The following is a 20,521-nucleotide window of genomic DNA, read 5'->3' as shown; positions in this document are numbered from 1 at the left end:
CTTGCTGCAATCGTCTTGTGCCGTGGGTTTGAGGGCCGCCGCATCCCTCATGGCTTGTCGAACCACGATCCGCGCACCGCGCACCATTATGGTGCCGGGCGGAAACGGGGCCACACCTGAACGTGCAGCCCCACATCACAATCACTCGCCCACACTCACCTCGGTCAGGCCAAACAGCGTGCCGGTCGGGGAAGGCACGAAGCCTTTCACGTTCTTCTGCTGCGCGGTGTAGGTGTAGCCCGTATAGAGCCAGATCCACGGCGAAACCTCGGCAAGATGCGTCTCAAACTTCGCGAAGATCTCCTTGCGCGTGTCGAGGTCGGTCTCAACGCGGCCTTCCTGCATCAGGCTGTCCAGCGTGTCGTCGATATAATTGGCGACGTGCTGGAGATTGCCGTCCTTGGTCCAGTAGCGGTTGTACATGGAATAGGGGTCCGCGCGGCCGCCGTTCAGCGCCACCGCCATGTCGAAATCGCCCTTCAGCCAGGTGTCCACATAGACGTTGAGCTCCATCATCTTGATGTCGAGCTTGATGCCGACTTCCGCAAGCTGCGACTGGATGACCTGCGCCTCGGCGGCGGCTGTCGGCGGCTCGCCCGTGGCGGCGATCACCGTTGCGGAGAAGCCATCTTCATAGCCGGCCTCGGCCATGAGCTGCTTGGCCTTTTCCACGTCGCGCTCATAGCAGAACAGCGCACCCGGATCAGAGCGGTAGGCCGGCATGGTCAGCGGGCCGGTCACCGCCCCCTCGCCCAAAAGCGCGGTGTCGAGCACGTCCTGACGGTCGATGGCGCAGGAAATCGCCTGACGAACGGCCAGTTCCGTCATCGGCTCGCGCGACGGGTTCAATTGCAGCACGTGATAGGCAAGAACCGGCGTGCGGCTCAGTTCCAGGCTCGCCTCGTTCGGCACCAGCGTGGCCACGAGCGGATCGTTGATCAGCGCGAAATCCACTTGCTTGGTGCGCAGTGCCGCAAGAATGGCGGTCTCGTCCGGCAGGACCGAAATGTCGATGCCGTCCACCTTCACCTCGCCGCCGGCCCAGTCCGGGTTCGCGATCAGAACCTCTTTCTGGTTCGGCTCCCAGCTATCCAGCTTGAACGGGCCGGAGCCAATCGCCTTCGTGCCGATCGTGCCTGCCTCGATTTCGCTCGCCGGAGCCACAGCAGCGTTGATGCTGGTCATCGCCGTCAGCATCGGAACGTCCGGCTGCGAAAGGTTGAAGACAACGGTCGTCTCGTCCGGGGTATCGATGCTCTCGATGGAGGTGAAGTTGGCGCGGGCGGCAGCGCCCGTCGCTTCGTCCAGAATGCGCTCGAACGAAGCCTTTACATCCGCGGGCGTTACCTTTTCGCCGTTCTGGAATTTTGCATCCGCGTCGAGCTTGAAGGTCAGCGTCTTGCCATCCTCGGAGAACTCCCAGGATTCGGCAATGGCCGGCACGATCTCCAGATCGGTATTCAGACGCACCAGCGGCTCGTAAACCAGTTCCAGAAGACGCAGCGAGGAAAACGCCGTCTGCTTGTGCGGGTCAAGGCCGGTCGCGTCCTGCGACCAGGCCATGCGGAGCGTTTCAGCCGATGCCGGCACCACCGCCATGGTAGCCCCCAGAACCGTTGCGAGCGCCACGGACGCCGCGAAATTCTTCATAAAAGTCTTTCCCATGAGCTTCTCCCTCCGAGAGCTTTTCAGGCCTGCGACCGCCCATTGAGCCACCGCATGGCCGGCTTCGTCACTTTCTTGCAGCTTTCGGCTGCCTTTCGTTTATTGCCTTGCGCAGAAACCCGCCAGCCTTTGTGAGGGCCGCACGCGCCTCTGCCACGTCCATATCCGTCAGCGCGATGAAGATGGCCAGTTTCACATCGTGGCCGCTGCGTTCGAGCAGCGTTTCAGCCTCATCGGCAGAACATCCCGTCGCCTCCATGACGATGCGCGAGGCACGCGCCATGAGCTTCTGGTTGCTGATGTTAACGTCCACCATAAGGTTCTGATAGATCTTGCCCATGCGGATCATGCTCGCCGTGGAGAGCATGTTTAGGATAAGCTTCTGTGCCGTGCCGGATTTCATCCGCGTGGAGCCGGTGAGGATTTCCGGTCCCACGACAGGCGCAATCGCGATATCGGCAATGGCGCCGATGGCCGAATCCGGATTGCAGGAAAGCGAGACGGTCGTCGCGCCAATCTCTTTGGCGTAATTCAGCCCGCCGATCACATAAGGCGTGCGGCCACTGACGGCGATGCCCACCACGACATCCTTGCCCGTCAGACCGCGCTTGTCCAGCGCCTGCCGGCCTTGAGCCGGGTCATCTTCTGCCCCTTCCACGGCGTGCCGAAGTGCATGGTCGCCGCCGGCGATCACGCCCGTCACCATATCTTCGGGAACGCTGAAAGTGGGCGGACATTCCGAAGCGTCAAGCACGCCGAGCCGTCCGCTCGTGCCCGCACCCATATAGATGAGCCTTCCGCCATTCTGAAACGCCTCGACAATGCGGTCGACAGCCTCGGCGATCTGCGGGATCACCTTTTCGACCGCCAGCGGCACGTCCCTGTCGGCACTGTTGATGAGTTTGAGGATTTCCGCGGTCGGTTGCAGATCGATCTGCATCGTGTCCGGATTGCGGCCCTCCGATACAAGCTTTTCAAGCTCCGACATCAGCGTCTGCGCGTTCATGGACACTCCGAAATAACCACACTGCCTATGGCGGAGCCCGCATCCCGCAGGCCTGACGCCTTACCGAAGTGTTAAAATTGATAATTCCAAGAGTCAATTCCAATTAAGAATAATATATTCCATCCTGAGGAAAGAACGATGGTGAGGGCACGTGTCGCGCCCGCGAGAATGCCATCAGGATTGGTATTGAGATGCCGGCGGCGGGTCTCTCAGCCCTTGCGGAGCTCCATCACCTGATTCACCAGGCCCGCAGTCGCCGCATCGCGGCTGTCCGCACTGGCCTTGCCTTCCACCACGGGCAGAAGCTCGGTCGCCAGTTCCTTGCCCAGCTCCACGCCCCATTGGTCGAAAGCATTGATGCCGAAGAGCTGCGCTTCCACGAAAACGCGATGTTCGTAGAGCGCGATCAGCCGACCCAGCGCGAACGGATCGAGCTTGCGATAGAGAATGGTGAGCGAGGGTCTGTTGCCGGTGAAAACACGGTGCGGCGCCAGCTGCTTCGCCTTCGCTTCCGGCACGCCCTTCGCCATAAGCTGAGCCTCGGCTTCTTCTAGGGTACGGCCCTTCATCAGGGCTTCCGCCTGCGCCAGACAATTGGCGACAAGAAGATCGTGGTGATGTCCGAGCCCTGTCTCCTGACCTTCCGCCGCCAGCATGAACTCCACGGGGATGATGTCGGTGCCCTGATGCAGAAGCTGGAAGAAAGCGTGCTGCCCGTTCGTGCCCGGCTCGCCCCAGACCAGCGGCCCCGTGGGGGTGACTGCCGGAGAACCGTCAAGCTGCACGCCCTTGCCGTTCGATTCCATGTCGAGTTGCTGCAGATAGGCAGGCAACCGCTCCAGCCTCTGATCGTAGGGAATGATGGCCCGTGCCGGATAGTCGCACACGACCCGATGCCAATAGCCAATCAGGCCGAGCATCACCGGCAAATTCTCTCTCAACGGCGCCGATTTGAAGTGCCGGTCCATCGCCTCCGCGCCAGCGAGCAGCCGGCGGAAATCATCGGCACCGATCGCGATCATGATCGGTAGGCCGATGGCAGACCAGAGCGAATAGCGCCCGCCGACCCAGTCCCAGAAGCCGAACACGCGCTGTTCGTCGATGCCGAAAGCGGCAACCTTGTCGAGCGCTGTGGAAACGGCTGCAAAATGGTCGCCCGTGGCAGACTGGCCGAGCTTCTGCGCGATCCATTTCTGCGCGGTGCGCGCATTGGTCATCGTCTCGATGGTGGTGAAGGTTTTCGAAGCGATGATGAAGAGCGTGGTCTCCGGATCGAGCCCGGCCAGCGTATCGGCGATATGCGCGCCATCCACATTGGACACATAATGAAGGCGCGGGCCGTCACGATAGGGCGAGAGCGCCCGCGTCACCATCACCGGGCCAAGATCGGAGCCGCCGATCCCGATATTCACCACATCGGTAAAGGCTTTGCCCGTCGCCCCGCAGATCGCCCCTCTCCGCACGCCGTCGGCAAAGGCATCCATCGCCTCCAGCACCTCACGCACCTCGGGCATGACATCATAGCCATCATTCTCGATGGCCCCGCCCGAAAGCGCTCGCAAGGCGGTGTGCAGCACGGCGCGGTCTTCGGTTACGTTGATGTGTTTGCCGGCAAACATGTCGTCACGCGCGGTCTTCAGCCCCGCCGCCTCGGCCAGCTTGATCAGCAGGTCCACCGCTGTCTGATCCACTGCCGTACGCGAAAAATCCAGCGTGAGATCGTCCAGTGAAAGCGAGAAGCGATCGAACCGCTCGGGATCCGAAACGAAAACCGCGCGCATGTCCATGGGCGCGGTTTTCGCGCGATGCTCGCGAAGGGCAGCGAGTGCATTTTGAAAATCCGTGTCCATAGGAGCCTCCTGCGAAAAGAAACGGAGTTCTTTTAGCAAACAAAACGAAGTGAAACAGGGGTTTGCTGGCATTCATCAATTTTCTTGTTGGAACAATCAATTGTACCAGGGTTGACATGCATTGACCCAAGGGTAGGCTCCCCCGCCGGAGAGGAAAGCCAAATGCCAGCCAGAAATGATACCGCCCTGTGGACGGGCCTGTTCAAGATTTCCCCCGAATCGGGGCAGACCCTTCAGGCACAGATTCGTCAGGCCATCGTGTCGGCCATTCTCGACCGACAGATCGCGCCTTCCATGCCGCTTCCGTCTTGCCGCATTCTCGCTGAGAAACTCGGCGTTGCTCGCGGTACGGTGGTGCTCGCTTTTCAGCAACTCGTCGATCAGGGCTTCCTGATCGCCCGTGAACGGCGTGGTCATTTCGTCAATCCCGAAGTGCTGGCGGCACCACCGCGCCCGCCACGCAAGCAGGATCACGCCAACGGCGTGAACTGGAACAGCCGGTTTCAGGTTCTGGCAAGCGAAATGCCCGAGCCACGCAAGAATGAAGACTGGATGAAGGCTTCCTACCCCTTCGTCTATGGTCAGTTCGATCCCTCGCTTTTCCCGACCGCCGAGTGGCGCGAATGCAACCGCATGGCGCTGGCCGTTCTGGAAATCCGCAACTGGGCGGCAGACATGGTCGATCGTGACGACCCGCTGCTGGTCGAGCAGATCCAGGCGCGGCTTCTGCCCCGGCGCGGTATCTTCGCCAATCCCGACGAGATTCTCGTCACGCTCGGTTCGCAGCACGCGCTCTATATGCTCGCCACGCTCCTCATGGCCCGCGGCAAGAAGGTCGCGGTGGAGAACCCCGGCTATCCCGATGCGCGCTCAATCTTCCAGCTTGCCGGCGCGCAGATCGCTCCCGTTCCCGTCGACCGACAGGGCATCGACGTGGCCCAGATCCCGCAGGATGCCGATTTTGTTTTCGCCACGCCCAGCCATCACTGTCCGACCATGGTGCCGCTCAGCCAGGCCCGCCGCGAGGCATTGCTTGAGGAAGCGGAACGCAATGACTGGATCGTCATCGAGGATGATTACGACAGCCAGCTTGCCGACGAGCGCCCGCAGGCAGCACTCAAGGGGCTCGACCGCAATGGCCGCGTTGTGCATCTGGGCTCCATGTCCAAGACGCTCGCGCCCGGCCTGCGCATGGGCTACATCGTGGCACCGGCGGACCTGATCGCCGAACTTCGCGCGCTGCGCCGCTTCATGCTGCGCCACCCCCCGGCAAACAACCAGCGCGCCGTGGCACTGTTCCTGTCTCTCGGACACCACGACACGCTGGTGCGGCGGATCTCCTCGGCATTCGAGGAGCGGCGAGAGAAGCTTTATCAGGCCGTGGGCGAAATCTTGCCCGACTGGAAGGCCGCCGATATTCGTGGCGGCACCTCGCTCTGGCTCGAAGGCCCACCCGGTCTCGATTCGGCCGTGCTTGCAAAATCAGCAGCTCGCCGCAGCGTGCTGATCGAGCCGGGTGCGCGCTTCTTCCTCGGACGCACCCAGCCGACACCCTTCATGCGGCTTGGCATCTCGTCCATTGCCGCGCAGCAGATCGAGCCCGGCATACGCGAGCTGGCAGCAGCCGCATCCGAATATCGGCGCGTGGCGGCCTAGAAGCCGGTACTGTCAGAGCGCTGCGAACCCCACTCCTGCCACCGCACAAAGCGCCACCACAATCCATGGTGGCGCTTTCCATACGGTGAGCAGGACAAAGCCGACTACCGCCACGGCAAAATCTGCGGGCGCAAGAATGGCGGTTGTCCAAAGCGGATCGTAAAGGGCCGCCCCAAGAATGCCGACCACGGCGGCGTTCGTTCCCATCATTGCGGCCCGCGCCGCATCGAATTTCTGGAACCGGTCCCAGAAGGGTGCGACGCCCAGAAGCAGAAGAAACCCCGGCAGAAAGACGGCGATCAACGCAATCGCAGCGCCGGCAAGCCCGTTTGGTGCGGGCCCCAGAACCGCACCCAGATAGGCCGCGAATGTGAAAAGCGGGCCGGGCACGGCTTGTGCAGCACCATAGCCTGCGAGAAAAGCCTCGCCTGTCACCCAGCCGGGTTCAACGACACCCGCTTCAAGGAGTGGCAGCACCACATGTCCGCCACCGAAAACAAGCGCGCCGGCTCGATAGAACGTGTCGAAAACCGACAGCCCCTGCGCCAGAGGCACCGCCAGCGGCATCCCGAAAAGCAGAAGCACGAAGATCGAAAGGCAGATCACCCCGGACCGCTTCGACACACCGAATGAAACCGAGGCGCTCTCTGCTCCCGTCTTGTCACGGCAAAGAAACCAGCCAAACAGCGCACCGATCACGATGGCGCCGATCTGTGCAAACGCGTTTGCCGAGAGCGTCACCAGAACAAGCGCGGCAAGAGCGATGCCGGCGCGCTCGCGATCCGGGCACAGTGTGCGCGCCATGCCCCACACGGCCTGCGCCACCACCGCGACGGCCACGATCTTCAGTCCATGCAGCAACCCTTGACCGACCGGATTGTCGAGTGCGGAGGCAAACATGGCAAACACGAAGAGCAGGAACGCAGAAGGGAGCGTGAAGGCTGTCCAGGCCGCCGCCGCACCCAGCGGCCCTGCGCGCATATAGCCCAGCGCGAAACCCACCTGACTGCTCGCCGGACCCGGCAGAAACTGGCAGAGCGCCACGAGGTCGGCATAGGCCTTTTCATCCAGCCATTTCCGCCGCAGGACGAGCGCGTCGCGGAAATAGCCGAGATGTGCGATCGGGCCACCGAAAGAAGTCAGGCCCAGCCGGAGAAACGCTCCGAAAACCTCCGTGGGTGTCCCCGCCCTTTCCCCATGCTGCGTTTCGCTCCCCCTCATCGCCTGCCTCACCCTTCGACCGATTCGCTGTCGAATAAATGCGACACATGTCACACACAAGACAACAGGCTGGGTTGCCACATGGATGGACAAGACGCCATGGCTGGGTTAGCCAGATTGGGAAAACCGTCTCAGGAGGAACGCGCCATGGCCATGGTCATCGAAGGTGAGGAACGCATCGAAGCGCCGGTGGAAACGGTCTGGCAGGCGCTAAACGATCCCGAGGTCCTGAAGGACTGCATTCCCGGCTGTCAGGAGCTGAACAAGACGTCCGACACCGAGTTCGAGGCTGTCGTCACCTTGAAGATCGGCCCCATCAAGGCGAAATTCAACGGCGCGGTGGAACTCACCAATCTCAACCCGCCGCATTCCTACACGATCACCGGCGAAGGCAAGGGCGGCGTTGCCGGCTTTGCCAAGGGCGGCGCCGATGTTTCGCTAAAGGAAGACGGCCCGGATGCCACGATCTTGAGCTACAGCGCGAAGGCGGATGTCGGTGGCAAAATGGCACAGCTCGGCAGCCGCCTCATCCAGTCCACGTCGAAGAAGCTGGCCGGCCAGTTCTTTTCGGACTTCAATGCCCGCGTTACCGGTGGCGATACTGCGGACGCCGAGGTCTCCTGACCCAAGGTTCTCTGGCCCAAGGCCTAGCCCTTGAAAACCGGCTTGCGCTTTTCGAGAAACGCTGAGACACCCTCGCGGTAGTCGTCCGAGCGGCCGGCTTCGCGCTGCAACTCGCGCTCCAGCTCCAGCTGTGCGTCGAGCGAGCTTCCCGGCGCGGCGTGGATCGCCTTCTTGATCAGCCCATAGGCGTGGGTCGGTCCGCTGGCCAGTTTCTCCACGAGCGCCTCCGCCTCGCTCATCAGGGCATCATCGTCGACTGCGCGCCAAATCAGGCCCCAGTTGGCCGCATCCTCCGCCGAAAGTGGCTCACCCGTCAGCGCCAGCGCCTTGGCGCGCGGCTCGCCCAGAATGCGCGTCAGGAACCAGGTGCCGCCGGAATCCGGCACCAGCGCGATCTTCGCAAAGGCCTGGATGAACTTCGCCGATTTTGCGGCCAGTACGATATCGCAGGCCAGCGCGATGTTGGCACCCGCACCTGCGGCCACGCCATTCACCGCACAAACGATGGGCTTGTTCATGCCTCGAAGCTTGCGCACCAGCGGATTATAGAAATTCTCGATCGTATAGCCGAGGTCCGGTCTCTCCTCGCGCTTGGCAGGATCACGATCGCCCAGATCTTGCCCGGCGCAGAAGCCTCGACCCGCACCGGTCAGAAGCACCGCACGACATGAATCGTCTGCCGAACAGGCTTCCAGCGCTTCGCGCAATGCCGTGTGCTGTTCCTCGTTGAAGGAGTTCAGCTTTTCTGGCCGATTGAGCGTGATGCGGTGCCATCCGTCATGGCGTTCGTGAAGCACGGTCTGCGAGGTCGCGGCGCCCATGGAAATCCCCCTTGATTGGATGGAGCGCTTTGTTACACGCGCAACGCAATCAATCAATCGTGGCGTTTGCTTTACTCGAAAACGATGGCCGGCGCTTCATTCGCAGCATTCTGCATGGCAGCAGCTAGATGCATTTGCACACGGTTGGCGATTTCCTTGTAAACCCCGGCCTGCACGCCATCGGGGTTTGATGCCACAACCGGTGTTCCCGCATCGGAGGTCTCGCGAACATCCATGGTCAGCGGTACTTCGCCGAGGAAGGGCACGCCCAGCCGTTCCGCCTCCGCCTTCGCGCCGCCATGGCCGAAAATGTCATAGCGCTTGCCTGTGTCAGGGGCCACGAAGTAGCTCATGTTCTCGACAATGCCGAGTAGCGGGACATCCACCCGCCTGAACATGTTCAGCCCCTTACGCGCGTCGATCAAGGCCAGATCCTGCGGTGTGGAAACAATGACCGCACCGGCGAGCGGCACCTGTTGGGCCATGGTGAGCTGTGCGTCGCCCGTGCCGGGCGGCATGTCGACCACGAGCACGTCAAGTTCACCCCAGGCTACGTCACGCAGCATTTGCCGCAGCGCCGAAACGACCATCGGGCCACGCCAGATCATCGGCGTCTCTTCCTCCACGAGGAAGCCCATGGACATGACCTTCACGCCGAACGCCTCCATAGGCTTCAGCGTCTTTCCGTCGGCGGTTTCCGGCTTTCCCTTGAGCCCGAGTAGGCGCGGCATCGAGGGTCCGTAAATGTCCGCATCGAGAATGCCGACCTTCAGGCCCAACGCCTTCAGCCCCAGCGCAAGATTCACAGCCGTTGTCGATTTGCCGACACCACCCTTGCCGCTCGCCACGGCGATGATCGCCTTGATGCCGGGCACATCCTGTTTCGCCGGCTGCTGGCCAGCCGGAGCGGCAGGTCCACCCGGCGCCGGGCGCTGCGGGGCGGGCCGTGGTGGGGTCGAATTTGACCGTGGCGGCGGTGTCGTGCCCATGCCGCCGCCTGCCTTTTCTGCCGTCAGCGCGACCATCGCGCCCTTGACACCCGGCAATGTTTTGACGGCGTTCTCCGCCGCCTGCCGCAATGGTTCTAATTCCTGCGCGCGTTTTGCCGGAACCGTGATCGAGAAGAAAACCTTGCCGTCTGCGATAAAGATCTCAGAAACCAGCCCCCGAGAAACGATATCGCCTTCCAGGTCGGGGCCCTTCACGGACCGCAAGCGGTCGATGACGGTCTGTCTGTCGAGAGTCATGTGCACGTGCCTTTGTGTTTTCCTTCAGATAATGCAGATGGGCGCGCGGGCCAAGAGAGGCAAAAAGGGCAACCCCTCATTGGTGTGTCTTGCACATTGCCGCTCGCGCTTCACCGATGTAGCGTCACGCCATGATCGACAAGTTGGAATTCTTTATCGCGCTCGCCAAGGAGCAGCACTTCGGCCGCGCCGCCGCCGAGCTCGGCATCACGCAGCCCACCCTGTCCGCAGCCATCAAGCAACTTGAAGATCAGCTCGGTGTGATGCTGGTTCAGCGCGGGTCACGTTTTCAGGGTTTGACCCCGGAGGGCCAGCGCGTGCTGGAATGGGCGCGGCGCATTGTCGGCGATACTCGGACCATGCGAGCCGAGATGAGGGCAGCGCGGCGCGGCCTGGCCGGCCATGTGCGCATCGCCGCCATCCCCACAGCGCTCGCCATGTTGCCCGAACTGACCACGCCCTTTCGCGAAAAGCACCCCGAAGTCACCTTCTCCATCATTTCGCGCACCTCGCTGGAGGTACTTTCACTTCTGGAGAATTTCGAGATCGATATCGGCATCACCTATCTCGACAATGAGCCGCTCGGTCACGTTGCATCCGTACCGCTCTATTCCGAGCGCTACCAGCTCATCACCGCCGCCGCCAACCGTCTCGCAGATCGCGAAACGGTCACATGGAAGGAAGTGGCCGAACTGCCGCTCTGCCTTCTCACGCCTGACATGCAGAACCGGCGAATCATCAACAAGCATCTGGAGGAGGTGGGCGCGACGGCGCATCCCACGCTCGAATCGAACTCTATGATCGTGCTCTTTTCCCACATCCGCACCGGCAAATGGGCCTCCATCATGCCGCTCAACCTTGCGGAAGTTCTGGGTTTTGCCGAGCCTATCCGCGCTATCCCCATCGTCGAACCGGACGCAAGTCATCTCGTCGGGCTGGTGGCGGTCAAGCGCGAGCCACACACCCCGCTTGTCTCCGCGCTGCTTTACGAAGCAAGACAGCTCGCCGAACGCTACAATTCGCAACGATAGAGAATTTCTATCGTATGACGAATATGCTATATTGATCCTTCACAGTGGATTTGTTCCCCTTCAGAACGAGCATCGTTAGGGAGGGCGCTGCGAGATGCAGCAAGCACGTACCGAAATTGCGTCCGCCGTCGAGCCGATCATCGATCGGTGGAAAGACGAAGAGGGCCCGTTATTACCCATTCTCAATGGGATTCAGCGGGAGCTCGGCCATGTGCCGCGTGAAAGCCTGCCCATCATTGCCGAGGCCCTCAACCTTTCCCGTGCTGAAGTCTATGGCGTTGTCTCATTCTATCACGACTACCGCGAAAAGCCGGCTGGCCGTCATGTGCTGAAGCTTTGCCGGGCCGAGGCCTGCCAGTCCATGGGCGGCGATGCCATTGCCGAAAAACTTCAGAAACTGCTCGGCATCAGGTTTCACGAGACGTCCGCCGATGGCGCGGTGACGCTGGAGCCGGTCTATTGTCTGGGCCTTTGCGCCTGCGCGCCCTCCGCCATGCTCGACGGCGAGGTTATTGGCCGCATCGATGATGCGCGGGCCGAGGAGATCGCTGAGGAGGTGCGGGCATGAGTGTGAAGATCTACATTCCTCGCGATGCCGGAGCGCTGGCGCTGGGCGCCGAAAAGGTCGCTGCCGCCGCGCGTGAGGAAATCGAAAAGCGCGGTCTCGACGCGACCATCATCCGCAACGGCTCGCGCGGCATGTTCTGGCTTGAGCCCATGGTCGAAGTGGAAACCGCCGAAGGTCGCGTGGCTTATGGTCCGGTGAAACCCGGCGACGTGGCAGACCTGTTTGATGCCGGCCTGATCGAAGGCGGCACCCATGATCTTTCTCTCGGCAAGCCCGAGGAAATCCCCTTCCTTGCAAAACAGACCCGCCTGACCTTCGCGCGCTGCGGCATCATTGATCCGGTCTCGCTTGAGGACTATGAGGCGCATGGTGGTCTCCGTGGCCTGCGCAACGCGCTGGAAAAAACGCCGCTCGGCATCGTCGAGGAAGTCACCGAATCCGGTCTGCGCGGCCGTGGCGGCGCGGGCTTCCCGACCGGCATCAAGTGGAGGACGGTGCACGACACCGAGGGCGCGCAAAAATACATTGTCTGCAATGCCGATGAAGGCGATTCGGGCACCTTCTCCGACCGCATGATCATGGAAGGTGATCCCTTCGTGCTCATCGAGGGCATGGTGATTGCCGGTATCGCAACAGGCGCGACGAAGGGCTATGTCTATCTGCGCTCCGAATATCCCAATGTTCACACGATCCTGAACGAGGCCATCGACGCCGCCCGCGCCGCCGGCATGCTCGGCAAGAGCGTGCTCGGCTCGAACCACGCTTTCGACATGGAAGTGCGCGTGGGCGCCGGTGCTTATGTCTGCGGTGAGGAAACGGCGCTGCTCGACAGTCTGGAAGGCAAGCGCGGCCAGGTCCGCGCCAAGCCGCCGCTGCCCGCGCATGAAGGCCTGTTCGGCAAGCCCACCGTCATCAACAATGTGATCTCGCTCGCCTCAGTGCCGATCATTCTCGACAAGGGCGGTGCTTACTATCGCGATTTCGGCATGGGCCGTTCGCGCGGCACCATTCCCATCCAGATCACCGGCAATGTGAAGCATGGCGGGCTGTTCGAGACCGCCTTCGGCGTCACCCTGGGCGAGCTGGTGGACGATATCGGCGGCGGCACCGCCACGGGTCGCCCCGTACGCACCGTGCAGGTGGGTGGCCCGCTCGGTGCCTATTGGCCGCGCGAACTGTTCGACACGCCATTCGACTATGAGGCATTCGCCGCCAAGGATGGCCTGATCGGCCATGCCGGCATCGTCGTCTTTGACGATACGGTCGACCTTCTGAAGCAGGCGCGCTTTGCCATGGAGTTCTGCGCGGTGGAGAGTTGCGGCAAGTGCACGCCCTGCCGCATCGGCTCGACGCGCGGCGTCGAAGTGCTCGACCGGCTGAAGCTGGGCATCGCGCCAGAAGAGCAGATCGAGACCGTGACCGATCTCTGCAACACAATGAAGTTCGGATCGCTGTGCGCACTGGGTGGCTTCACGCCCTACCCCGTCATGAGCGCCCTGACCCATTTCCCGGAAGATTTCCGCCCCGCGCCGGTGCGCGAAGCAGCGGAATAGGAGGACACCATGTGTGGAACCGACAAGCGTTTCGTAGAAGAAATCGACTACGGCACACCCGCTGTCCGCTCTGACAAGACGGTAACGCTGACCATCGACGGAAAGTCAGTCACCGTTCCGGAAGGCACGTCGATCATGCGCGCCGCACGCCAGGCCGGTATCGCCGTGCCGAAGCTCTGCGCCAACGACATGGTCAAGAGCTTCGGCTCCTGCCGCCTCTGCCTCGTCGAGATCGAGGGCAAGGGCGGCACGCCGGCCTCCTGCACCACGCCGGCCATGGACGGCATTTCCGTCAACACAAAGACCGACCGCCTCAACACCATCCGCCGCGGCGTGATGGAACTCTACATGTCCGACCATCCGGAAGACTGCGCGGCCTGCGCCGCTGGCGATTGCGAGATGGCGAACATGGCCGAGACCGTTGGCCTGAAACAGAACCGCTATGGCGACGAAGGGGCAAACCACCTTGAGCCCTCGCCCATTGGCGAGCACGGGGTGAACTTCAAGGAACTGGACGTTTCCAACCCCTATTTCGCTTACGATCCGGCGAAGTGCATCGTATGCTCGCTATGCGTCCGTGCCTGTGAAGAGCAGCAGGGCACCTTCGCGCTCACCGTGGAAGGGCGCGGTTTCGAAAGCCGCATCACCGCCGGCATGGATGAACCCTTCCTGCAGTCGGAATGCGTTTCCTGCGGTGCCTGCGTGCAGGCCTGCCCCACCGGCGCGCTTCAGGAAAAATCCATCATCGAGATGGGGATGCCCGACCATTCCGCCGTCACAACCTGCGCCTATTGCGGCGTTGGCTGCTCGTTCAAGGCCGAGATGAAGGGCGAGGAAGTCGTCCGCATGGTGCCCTACAAGGATGGCAAGGCCAATCGCGGTCATTCCTGCGTGAAGGGCCGCTTTGCCTATGGCTATGCCAACCACAAGGACCGCATCCTCAACCCGATGATCCGCGAAAAGATCACCGACCCGTGGCGCGAAGTGTCCTGGGAAGAGGTCTACGCCCATATCGGCAGCGAGATCGGCCGCATCCAGCAGAAATATGGCCGGGGCTCTGTGGGCGGCATCACCTCGTCGCGCTGCACCAATGAAGAGACCTATCTCGTTCAGAAACTGGTGCGGCAGGCTTTCGGCAACAACAATGTCGACACCTGCGCCCGCGTCTGCCACTCGCCCACGGGCTACGGCCTGAAGACCACATTCGGCACCTCCGCCGGCACGCAGGATTTCGATTCTGTCGAGCACACCGATGTCGTTCTGGTCATCGGTGCCAACCCGACGGACGCCCATCCCGTCTTCGGCTCGCGCCTCAAGAAGCGCCTGCGCGAAGGTGCGAAGCTGATCGTCCTCGACCCGCGCCGCATCGACCTCGTGCGCACGCCCCATGTGGAGGCAAGCTATCACCTGCCGCTGAAACCCGGCACCAATGTCGCCGTGCTGACCGCCCTTGCCCATGTGATCGTTTCGGAAGGTCTGTTCGATGAAGCCTTCATCCGTGAGCGCTGCGACTGGGACGAGTTCCAGGATTGGGCGAGTTTCGTGCTCCAGCCGGAAAACAGCCCGGAAGCCATCGAAAAAATGTCCGGCGTTTCCGCCGATCTGATCCGCGGCGCGGCACGTCTCTACGCCACCGGTGGTAACGGCGCGATCTATTACGGCCTCGGCGTCACCGAACACAGCCAGGGTTCCACCACCGTCATGGCCATTGCGAACCTCGCCATGGCCACCGGCAATATCGGTCGGCCGGGTGTGGGCGTGAACCCGCTGCGCGGCCAGAACAACGTGCAGGGCTCCTGCGACATGGGTTCGTTCCCGCACGAGATGCCGGGCTACCGCCACATCTCCGAGGATGCGACCCGCGCGATCTATGAGAGCCTGTGGGGCGTGAAGCTCGACAACGAGCCGGGCCTGCGTATTCCCAACATGCTCGACGCCGCCGTCGATGGCTCCTTCAAGGCGCTTTACGTGCAGGGCGAGGACATTCTCCAGTCCGATCCCAACACGCATCATGTGGCGGCCGGTCTGGAAGCGATGGAATGCGTCATCGTTCACGATCTTTTCCTGAACGAGACCGCCAACTACGCCCACATATTCCTGCCGGGCTCCACCTTCCTTGAGAAGGACGGCACCTTCACCAATGCCGAACGCCGCATCAACCGCGTCCGCAAGGTGATGGAGCCAAAGAACGGCTATGCCGATTGGGAGGTCACGCAGGACATGGCCCGCGCGCTGGGCCAGAACTGGAACTACACGCATCCTTCCGAGATCATGGCCGAAATCGCGGCTACAACGCCGAGTTTTGCCGGCGTTACCTATGAGCTTCTGGAAAAGGAAGGCTCGGTCCAGTGGCCGTGCAACGAGAAGGCTCCCACCGGCACACCCGTCATGCATATGGACGGCTTCGTGCGCGGCAAGGGCAAGTTCGTGCGCACCGCCTATGTTGCCACCGACGAGAAAGCCGGCCCGCGCTTCCCGCTGCTGCTCACCACCGGCCGCATCCTCTCGCAATACAATGTCGGCGCACAGACGCGCCGCACGGAGAATGTCGTCTGGCACGACGAGGATCTCCTGGAGATCCATCCCTTCGACGCCGAGACCCGTGGCGTTCGCGAGGGCGACTGGGTGAAGCTCAAGAGCCGTTCTGGCGAGACCAGCCTGCGCGCCACCATCACCGAGCGCGTTGCGCCGGGCGTCGTCTACACCACCTTCCACCACCCGGCCACGCAGGCCAATGTGGTGACGACCGAATATTCCGACTGGGCCACCAACTGCCCCGAATACAAGGTCACGGCGGTGCAGATTGCCCCGTCCAACGGTCCGTCCGAGTGGCAGGAAGACTACGAGGAGCACGCGCGCCAGAGCCGTCGCATCGTGCATGTGGAGGCGGCGGAATAACCCCGCCGGTTCCAGCATGAGCAGCGGTGTTCCAGCCACAGCCCGCGTTACCAGAACGGCCCGCCGAACCGGCGGGACGAAGGTCAGCGCGCGCACGGTGCCCGAGGAAACGCCGGTGGCGCTTTCCTATGGTGGCACAACCCATGCCGTGATGATGGCGACGCCGGCGGACCTCGAAGACTTCGCCCTGGGCTTCAGTGTTACGGAAGGCATCATCGCCAGCGCCGACGAGATCGACACGATCACTGTTCAGGAGCCGGGTGCGGGCATCGACCTGCAGATCCGCCTGCGCGACACCGCCAACAGGCGCTTCGAGGCGCGGCGCAGGCGGCTGGCCGGTCCGGTCGGTTGCGGCCTTTGTGGAATCGAGAGCATCGAGGAAGCCATGCGCTCCGTGCCGGAAACCGCGTCCGCGCAGCGCTTCACAGCCGCCGAGGTCACCGGTGCCGTGGGCGATCTGCACCAACATCAGGAGCTTCACAAAGCCACGGGTGCTGTCCATGCAGCCGGTTTCTACATCCCCGGCAAGGGCATTATTGCCGCGCGCGAGGATGTGGGCCGGCACAATGCGCTCGACAAGCTGGCTGGCGCGCTCGTCAAGGCTGGCATTGATCGCAGCACCGGCGCGGTGATCGTCACTTCCCGCGTTTCGGTGGAGATGGTTCAGAAAACCGCCGCCATCGGCGCGCCGCTCATTGCTGCCGTTTCAGCGCCCACAGCGCTTGCGATTCGCACGGCGGAAACCGCCGGCATGACCCTCGTCGCCCTCGTGCGCGGCGAGGAGTTCGACATTTTCACCCACCCCCAACGCGTGACCACTGGAGCGGCCAGACATGTCGCATGACGAAAAGTTCAAATCCGGCGACGAGCATCTCGTCTATATGGCCAATCAGATCGCCACGTTCTTCACCTCGCAGCCGGAGGCCGAACGTGTTGCAGGCGTTGCCGATCACATCAACAAGTTCTGGGAGCCGCGCATGCGTAGCCGCCTGTTCGAGATCATCGAGATGGGCGGCGATGGGCTTTCCCCGCTCGTTCTGGAAGCATCGCAAACGATCAATCGGCCCAAGGCCGCCTGATGTCAGCCGGCCGGCTGTTTCTCTACCGCCCAATGCAACGGGAACATGGGATCAAACACGGTGATCGTACCGTCTGAGCTGTAGACGGATTTGGGGAACTCCACCGACTCATCACGGCGCACCAGTGTGATCGTGTCTTCATTGGCGGGCAGTCCGTAATAGGCAGGGCCGTTGAGGGAGGCGAAGGCCTCCAGTTTGTCCAGCGCGCCCTCTTCCTCGAACACATGCGCCAGGCACGACATGGTGTTGATGGACGTAAAAATGCCGGCACAGCCGCAGGCCGATTCCTTGGCCGGGTCGAGATGCGGTGCCGAATCGGTGCCGAGGAAAAAGCGGCTGTCGCCCGATGTCGCCGCCTTGCGCAGCGCCAGCCGGTGCTCCTCGCGCTTGGCAACGGGCAGGCAGTAGTAGTGCGGGCGGATACCGCCAGCCAGAATGGCATTCCGGTTGATGATCAGATGATGCGTGGTGAGTGAGGCGGCAAGGTTCTTCTCCGCGCTTTGAACATAGTCGACCCCGTTTTTCGTTGTCACATGCTCCATGATCACCTTGAGCTCGGGCAGGCGCTCACGCAGCGGATTGAGCACCCGTTCGATGAAGACGGCCTCGCGGTCGAAGATGTCGATGGAGGCGTCCGTAACCTCGCCATGCACGCACAGCGGCAGGCCAATCTCGGCCATGCGCTCCAGCACCGGCTGCACCTTCATCAGATCGCGCACGCCGCTCTGGGAATTGGTGGTCGCACCCGCCGGATAGAGCTTCACCGCCGTGATGTGCCCGTCTCGGTGGCCGGCCGCCACGTCGTCGGGATCCGTCTGCTCGGTCAGGTAAAGCGTCATCAGCGGCGCGAAGTCATGTCCTTCGGGCTTTGCCGCCATGATGCGGTCGCGGTAGGCCAGCGCATCCTTCACCGTCACCACCGGCGGCACCAGATTGGGCATGATGATCGCGCGGGCGAAATCAGCGGAAGAATGCGGCAGAACCGCCTCCAGAACCGCGCCATCGCGCAGATGCAGATGCCAGTCGTCGGGGCGGCGGATGGTCAGGGTTTTCACGGAACGTCTACTCCGGACAGGAAAAATCGTTGCGCACGGTCTGTGCTTCCTTTTCCTTCGCCCATGCCGCCATGGATTTCAAGTGTGTGCCAAAAGAGACGGGGGCTGCGCCGCGCCGGGGAGGAGGCCGGCGCGGCGCTGCCTCACGTCACCTGATAATCAGGTACGGAGCGCAGATAGCGGGCATAGGCATCGGCATCCGGAGGCGAGAGATTTTCCGCCAGCGGGTTGCGGCGTTTCACCCGCGCGCCGATGTCGTCGATCAACTCGTCGAAATGCTTGAAGTGATAGGGCGCCACGCACAGGCCGCCATAGATTTTCGCGGCCGGTCGCTCGTTGCGTCGCCAGTGGAGCATCATGTCCATGTTGGCGCGCATTTCCTCCGGGGTCGGTTGTTTCGCCAGTTTTCCGTCCGCGTAGCGCACCAACCATTCGGCGGCGAGGTCGGCACACAAAACGGTGCAGAACGACGAGTTGAAACCGACAAAGCCGAGATCGGGAATGTCCGGATTGGCAATCAGGCGATAGAGTCGGTACTGCCCGTCCGGCTCCACCAGCTTTTCGCGGTATTCCGCCGGCAGGTAGGGAACGCCGAGTTTCCAGCCAACGGCGAGGATCGCCATGTCGGCCTTGATCAGCTCGCCGCCAGTCAACCTGATCGCGCCGGGTTCATAGCTCGCGAAGGTACCCTGCACGGCCTTGATGCGCCCGTCTGCCACCATCTCGAAAAAGCCCGGCGTAGCGATGGGAACCGAGCAGTTCACGCCACCTTCGATGGGCTCTTTGGGCTTCAGCCCGGTCTTGTTGAGCTTGAGCTGTACGGTCAGAAGCGCTTCCAGCGCGCGCCAGTGGGCCCAGATGAAGGGCCGGGCAACGGCATGGTTGAAGCGGGCGAATCCGCTCCGGCTCCAGCCCGGAAACATCTTCTCCTGCGCGCGGATATAGAGGATGCGCTTGAAGTTGATCAGCCCGCCGACAAAGTAGGGAATGCGCCAGACCGATTCCAGATAGACGATGGTGACGGAGCGAGCACCCGATTTCACCGCGCTCACGGCAATGTCGGTCGCCGATTTCGAGAAACCGAGAACCGTGACGTTCTTACCCTTCACCATTTCTGGATCGGTGTATTCGGACGAGTGGATCACGGTCCCTCCCGCCGCCTCGAACTCCTCCTGGCCCGGATGGGTGAGAATGTTCTTCTCACTGAACTGGCCGGTGCAGACGGCGACAAAATCGAAGGTTTCGCTGGCTTTCTCGCCATTCGCCGTTTCGAGATCGAGTTCCCAGCCGGGTTCACCATCGTCGCGGCGGCGCATGGCCGACACTGTGGTGTTGAATCGGATCAGCGGTCGTAAGCCGTGGTCGTCTGCATAATCCGACAGGTAGGAGAAGACCTGCGGGCCCTTCGGCCATTCGGGAAAATCCTTCGGCATCGCCTTGTCGGTGTAGCGATAGAGATCCTTGGGGCTCTGCGTCTGTACATCCGGATAGGAGCGTGAGGGCTCCCAGACCCCGCCCAGTTCGTGGCTGCGTTCAAGAACGGTCACCCGGTGGCCCCGCTTCTTGAAGGAGCGGGCGGCGGCAAGACCGCTGACGCCGGCGCCGATCACGCAGACATGCTTTCGTGTTGTCATGTTGTCGTTCCTCCCGTCCGGCAAATTCTGGACGCGCGCCTCCCCGCGCCGCGTGTTGCCACGTCGCCAAAGGTCCCTTGCCGGCCTTGATTGTTATCGGGTTCGGGCCGGCTCCCTTCAGGACCCGGCCAAAGCGCCTGGCGCTAGTCGTTTGCTTCCGGTGGCAGGAAATCCACTTCGTGAAGGGCCGAAACCTTCACCACCTCTTCCGGGTCGGTCATGTTGTGCAGCGTCTCGAACAGGGCTTCGAGCTTGCGCGCCGGCGAAACCCAGAAGAGAGCGCGGGCCGGCTTGTCGGACTTGTTGAAATAGCCATGCGGAACGCCGCGCGGCATGCGCACCAAATCGCCCGCCTTTGCCTTCATCCACTTGCCGTCGAGCTTCAGATCCAGCTCGCCCTCCTGCACAAGAATGAACTCTTCCTGCGTGGGATGAACATGAACCGGCACGAACTGGCCCGGGTCGCTGTTGGTCTCAAAGGCGAAGGTGGAATCGCAGGTGGCCTTGGGAAAATAGACCTGACCGAGAATGTTCCATTCCTTGCCGGCATAGCCTTCACCGTTCGCGGTGACGCCTTTTTCGAGTTCCTTTTCCATGATTTTCCTCCCTTGAT

General features: G+C 62.1%; 17 protein-coding genes. 8 read left to right on the top strand and 9 right to left on the bottom strand.

The features are described from left to right. Positions 1-141: 141 nt before the first annotated feature. From KW403_RS09130 to pgi, 3 genes are all read right to left on the bottom strand, one after another. Positions 142-1,665 carry an ABC transporter substrate-binding protein gene (locus KW403_RS09130; protein WP_223019198.1) on the bottom strand — a complete coding sequence of 508 codons (1,524 nt, stop codon included), beginning with the start codon at positions 1,663-1,665 and terminating at the stop codon, positions 142-144. Between the two features lie 67 nt (positions 1,666-1,732). After that, positions 1,733-2,671 (bottom strand): N-acetylmuramic acid 6-phosphate etherase, encoded by a 939-nt coding sequence (murQ, locus tag KW403_RS09125; protein WP_223019197.1) that lies wholly within the window; start codon positions 2,669-2,671, stop codon positions 1,733-1,735. Between the two features lie 209 nt (positions 2,672-2,880). Beyond that, entirely contained in the window at positions 2,881-4,521 is a 1,641-nt protein-coding gene (pgi, locus tag KW403_RS09120) for a glucose-6-phosphate isomerase (RefSeq protein ID WP_223019196.1), read from the bottom strand. Between the two features lie 162 nt (positions 4,522-4,683). On the opposite strand from pgi, the gene pdxR reads away from it, so the two are divergent. Then, entirely contained in the window at positions 4,684-6,177 is a 1,494-nt protein-coding gene (pdxR, locus tag KW403_RS09115) for a MocR-like pyridoxine biosynthesis transcription factor PdxR (protein WP_223019195.1), read from the top strand. Between the two features lie 12 nt (positions 6,178-6,189). On the opposite strand, the gene chrA is transcribed toward pdxR, so the two are convergent. Further along, complete coding sequence (gene chrA, locus KW403_RS09110; RefSeq protein WP_223019194.1) at positions 6,190-7,398, bottom strand: chromate efflux transporter; 1,209 nt, start codon at positions 7,396-7,398, stop codon at positions 6,190-6,192. Between the two features lie 147 nt (positions 7,399-7,545). Here chrA and KW403_RS09105 point away from each other — a divergent pair, with 147 nt between their 5' ends. Next, positions 7,546-8,022, top strand: coding sequence for an SRPBCC family protein (locus KW403_RS09105; protein WP_223019193.1), 477 nt, complete (start codon positions 7,546-7,548; stop codon positions 8,020-8,022). Between the two features lie 23 nt (positions 8,023-8,045). Here KW403_RS09105 and paaG read toward each other — a convergent pair whose 3' ends face one another. Next, on the bottom strand, positions 8,046-8,843 hold the full coding sequence (paaG, locus tag KW403_RS09100) for a 2-(1,2-epoxy-1,2-dihydrophenyl)acetyl-CoA isomerase PaaG (protein ID WP_223019192.1): 798 nt from the start codon (positions 8,841-8,843) through the stop codon (positions 8,046-8,048). A 71-nt stretch (positions 8,844-8,914) separates the two neighbouring features. Beyond that, positions 8,915-10,090 carry an Mrp/NBP35 family ATP-binding protein gene (locus KW403_RS09095; protein WP_223019191.1) on the bottom strand — a complete coding sequence of 392 codons (1,176 nt, stop codon included), beginning with the start codon at positions 10,088-10,090 and terminating at the stop codon, positions 8,915-8,917. Positions 10,091-10,221: 131 nt separating this feature from the next. Between KW403_RS09095 and KW403_RS09090 the strand changes: the two genes are divergently transcribed. The 6 genes from KW403_RS09090 (at position 10,222) to KW403_RS09065 (ending at position 17,219) form a co-directional block, all read left to right on the top strand. Further along, positions 10,222-11,121 carry a LysR family transcriptional regulator gene (locus tag KW403_RS09090; protein WP_223019190.1) on the top strand — a complete coding sequence of 300 codons (900 nt, stop codon included), beginning with the start codon at positions 10,222-10,224 and terminating at the stop codon, positions 11,119-11,121. A gap of 94 nt (positions 11,122-11,215) precedes the next feature. Further along, positions 11,216-11,689 carry a formate dehydrogenase subunit gamma gene (locus tag KW403_RS09085; RefSeq protein ID WP_223019189.1) on the top strand — a complete coding sequence of 158 codons (474 nt, stop codon included), beginning with the start codon at positions 11,216-11,218 and terminating at the stop codon, positions 11,687-11,689. Then, positions 11,686-13,242, top strand: a complete 1,557-nt coding sequence (locus tag KW403_RS09080) for a formate dehydrogenase beta subunit (RefSeq protein WP_223019188.1) — start codon at positions 11,686-11,688, stop codon at positions 13,240-13,242. The genes KW403_RS09085 and KW403_RS09080 overlap by 4 nt, the downstream gene beginning before the upstream one ends. A 9-nt stretch (positions 13,243-13,251) precedes the next feature. Beyond that, a complete protein-coding gene (gene fdhF, locus KW403_RS09075) occupies positions 13,252-16,140 on the top strand; it encodes a formate dehydrogenase subunit alpha (protein ID WP_223019187.1) in 2,889 nt (962 codons plus the stop codon). Positions 16,141-16,156: 16 nt separating this feature from the next. Next, positions 16,157-16,984, top strand: a complete 828-nt coding sequence (fdhD, locus tag KW403_RS09070; RefSeq protein WP_223019186.1) for a formate dehydrogenase accessory sulfurtransferase FdhD — start codon at positions 16,157-16,159, stop codon at positions 16,982-16,984. Beyond that, a complete protein-coding gene (locus tag KW403_RS09065) occupies positions 16,974-17,219 on the top strand; it encodes a formate dehydrogenase subunit delta (RefSeq protein WP_223019185.1) in 246 nt (81 codons plus the stop codon). Before fdhD ends, KW403_RS09065 begins: the two co-directional genes overlap by 11 nt. Positions 17,220-17,221: 2 nt before the next feature. Here KW403_RS09065 and pyrC read toward each other — a convergent pair whose 3' ends face one another. The 3 genes from pyrC to KW403_RS09050 all read right to left on the bottom strand — a co-directional run bounded on the left by pyrC (position 17,222) and on the right by KW403_RS09050 (position 20,504). Next, entirely contained in the window at positions 17,222-18,274 is a 1,053-nt protein-coding gene (gene pyrC / locus KW403_RS09060) for a dihydroorotase (RefSeq protein ID WP_223019184.1), read from the bottom strand. Between the two features lie 143 nt (positions 18,275-18,417). Next, a complete protein-coding gene (locus tag KW403_RS09055; RefSeq protein WP_223019183.1) occupies positions 18,418-19,908 on the bottom strand; it encodes a flavin-containing monooxygenase in 1,491 nt (496 codons plus the stop codon). Positions 19,909-20,051: 143 nt separating this feature from the next. Further along, positions 20,052-20,504 (bottom strand): cupin domain-containing protein, encoded by a 453-nt coding sequence (locus KW403_RS09050; RefSeq protein ID WP_007008783.1) that lies wholly within the window; start codon positions 20,502-20,504, stop codon positions 20,052-20,054. Positions 20,505-20,521: the final 17 nt, after the last annotated feature.

Source organism: Nitratireductor kimnyeongensis, assembly GCF_019891395.1.
Classification (GTDB): domain Bacteria; phylum Pseudomonadota; class Alphaproteobacteria; order Rhizobiales; family Rhizobiaceae; genus Nitratireductor; species Nitratireductor kimnyeongensis.
This window is presented reverse-complemented; position numbering and strand designations above follow the sequence as displayed.

Bases quoted from the DNA above. Each gene is read 5' to 3' on its own strand.
- murQ (WP_223019197.1), bottom strand. From the start codon at position 2,671: ATGAACGCGCAGACGCTGATGTCGGAGCTTGAAAAGCTTGTATCGGAG.
- pgi (WP_223019196.1), bottom strand. From the start codon at position 4,521: ATGGACACGGATTTTCAAAATGCACTCGCTGCCCTTCGCGAGCATCGC.
- KW403_RS09080 (WP_223019188.1), top strand. From the start codon at position 11,686: ATGAGTGTGAAGATCTACATTCCTCGCGATGCCGGAGCGCTGGCGCTG.
- KW403_RS09095 (WP_223019191.1), bottom strand. From the start codon at position 10,090: ATGACTCTCGACAGACAGACCGTCATCGACCGCTTGCGGTCCGTGAAG.
- KW403_RS09105 (WP_223019193.1), top strand. From the start codon at position 7,546: ATGGCCATGGTCATCGAAGGTGAGGAACGCATCGAAGCGCCGGTGGAA.
- fdhF (WP_223019187.1), top strand. From the start codon at position 13,252: ATGTGTGGAACCGACAAGCGTTTCGTAGAAGAAATCGACTACGGCACA.
- KW403_RS09130 (WP_223019198.1), bottom strand. From the start codon at position 1,665: ATGGGAAAGACTTTTATGAAGAATTTCGCGGCGTCCGTGGCGCTCGCA.
- KW403_RS09050 (WP_007008783.1), bottom strand. From the start codon at position 20,504: ATGGAAAAGGAACTCGAAAAAGGCGTCACCGCGAACGGTGAAGGCTAT.
- KW403_RS09055 (WP_223019183.1), bottom strand. From the start codon at position 19,908: ATGACAACACGAAAGCATGTCTGCGTGATCGGCGCCGGCGTCAGCGGT.
- chrA (WP_223019194.1), bottom strand. From the start codon at position 7,398: ATGAGGGGGAGCGAAACGCAGCATGGGGAAAGGGCGGGGACACCCACG.
- pdxR (WP_223019195.1), top strand. From the start codon at position 4,684: ATGCCAGCCAGAAATGATACCGCCCTGTGGACGGGCCTGTTCAAGATT.
- fdhD (WP_223019186.1), top strand. From the start codon at position 16,157: ATGAGCAGCGGTGTTCCAGCCACAGCCCGCGTTACCAGAACGGCCCGC.
- KW403_RS09090 (WP_223019190.1), top strand. From the start codon at position 10,222: ATGATCGACAAGTTGGAATTCTTTATCGCGCTCGCCAAGGAGCAGCAC.
- paaG (WP_223019192.1), bottom strand. From the start codon at position 8,843: ATGGGCGCCGCGACCTCGCAGACCGTGCTTCACGAACGCCATGACGGA.
- KW403_RS09085 (WP_223019189.1), top strand. From the start codon at position 11,216: ATGCAGCAAGCACGTACCGAAATTGCGTCCGCCGTCGAGCCGATCATC.
- KW403_RS09065 (WP_223019185.1), top strand. From the start codon at position 16,974: ATGTCGCATGACGAAAAGTTCAAATCCGGCGACGAGCATCTCGTCTAT.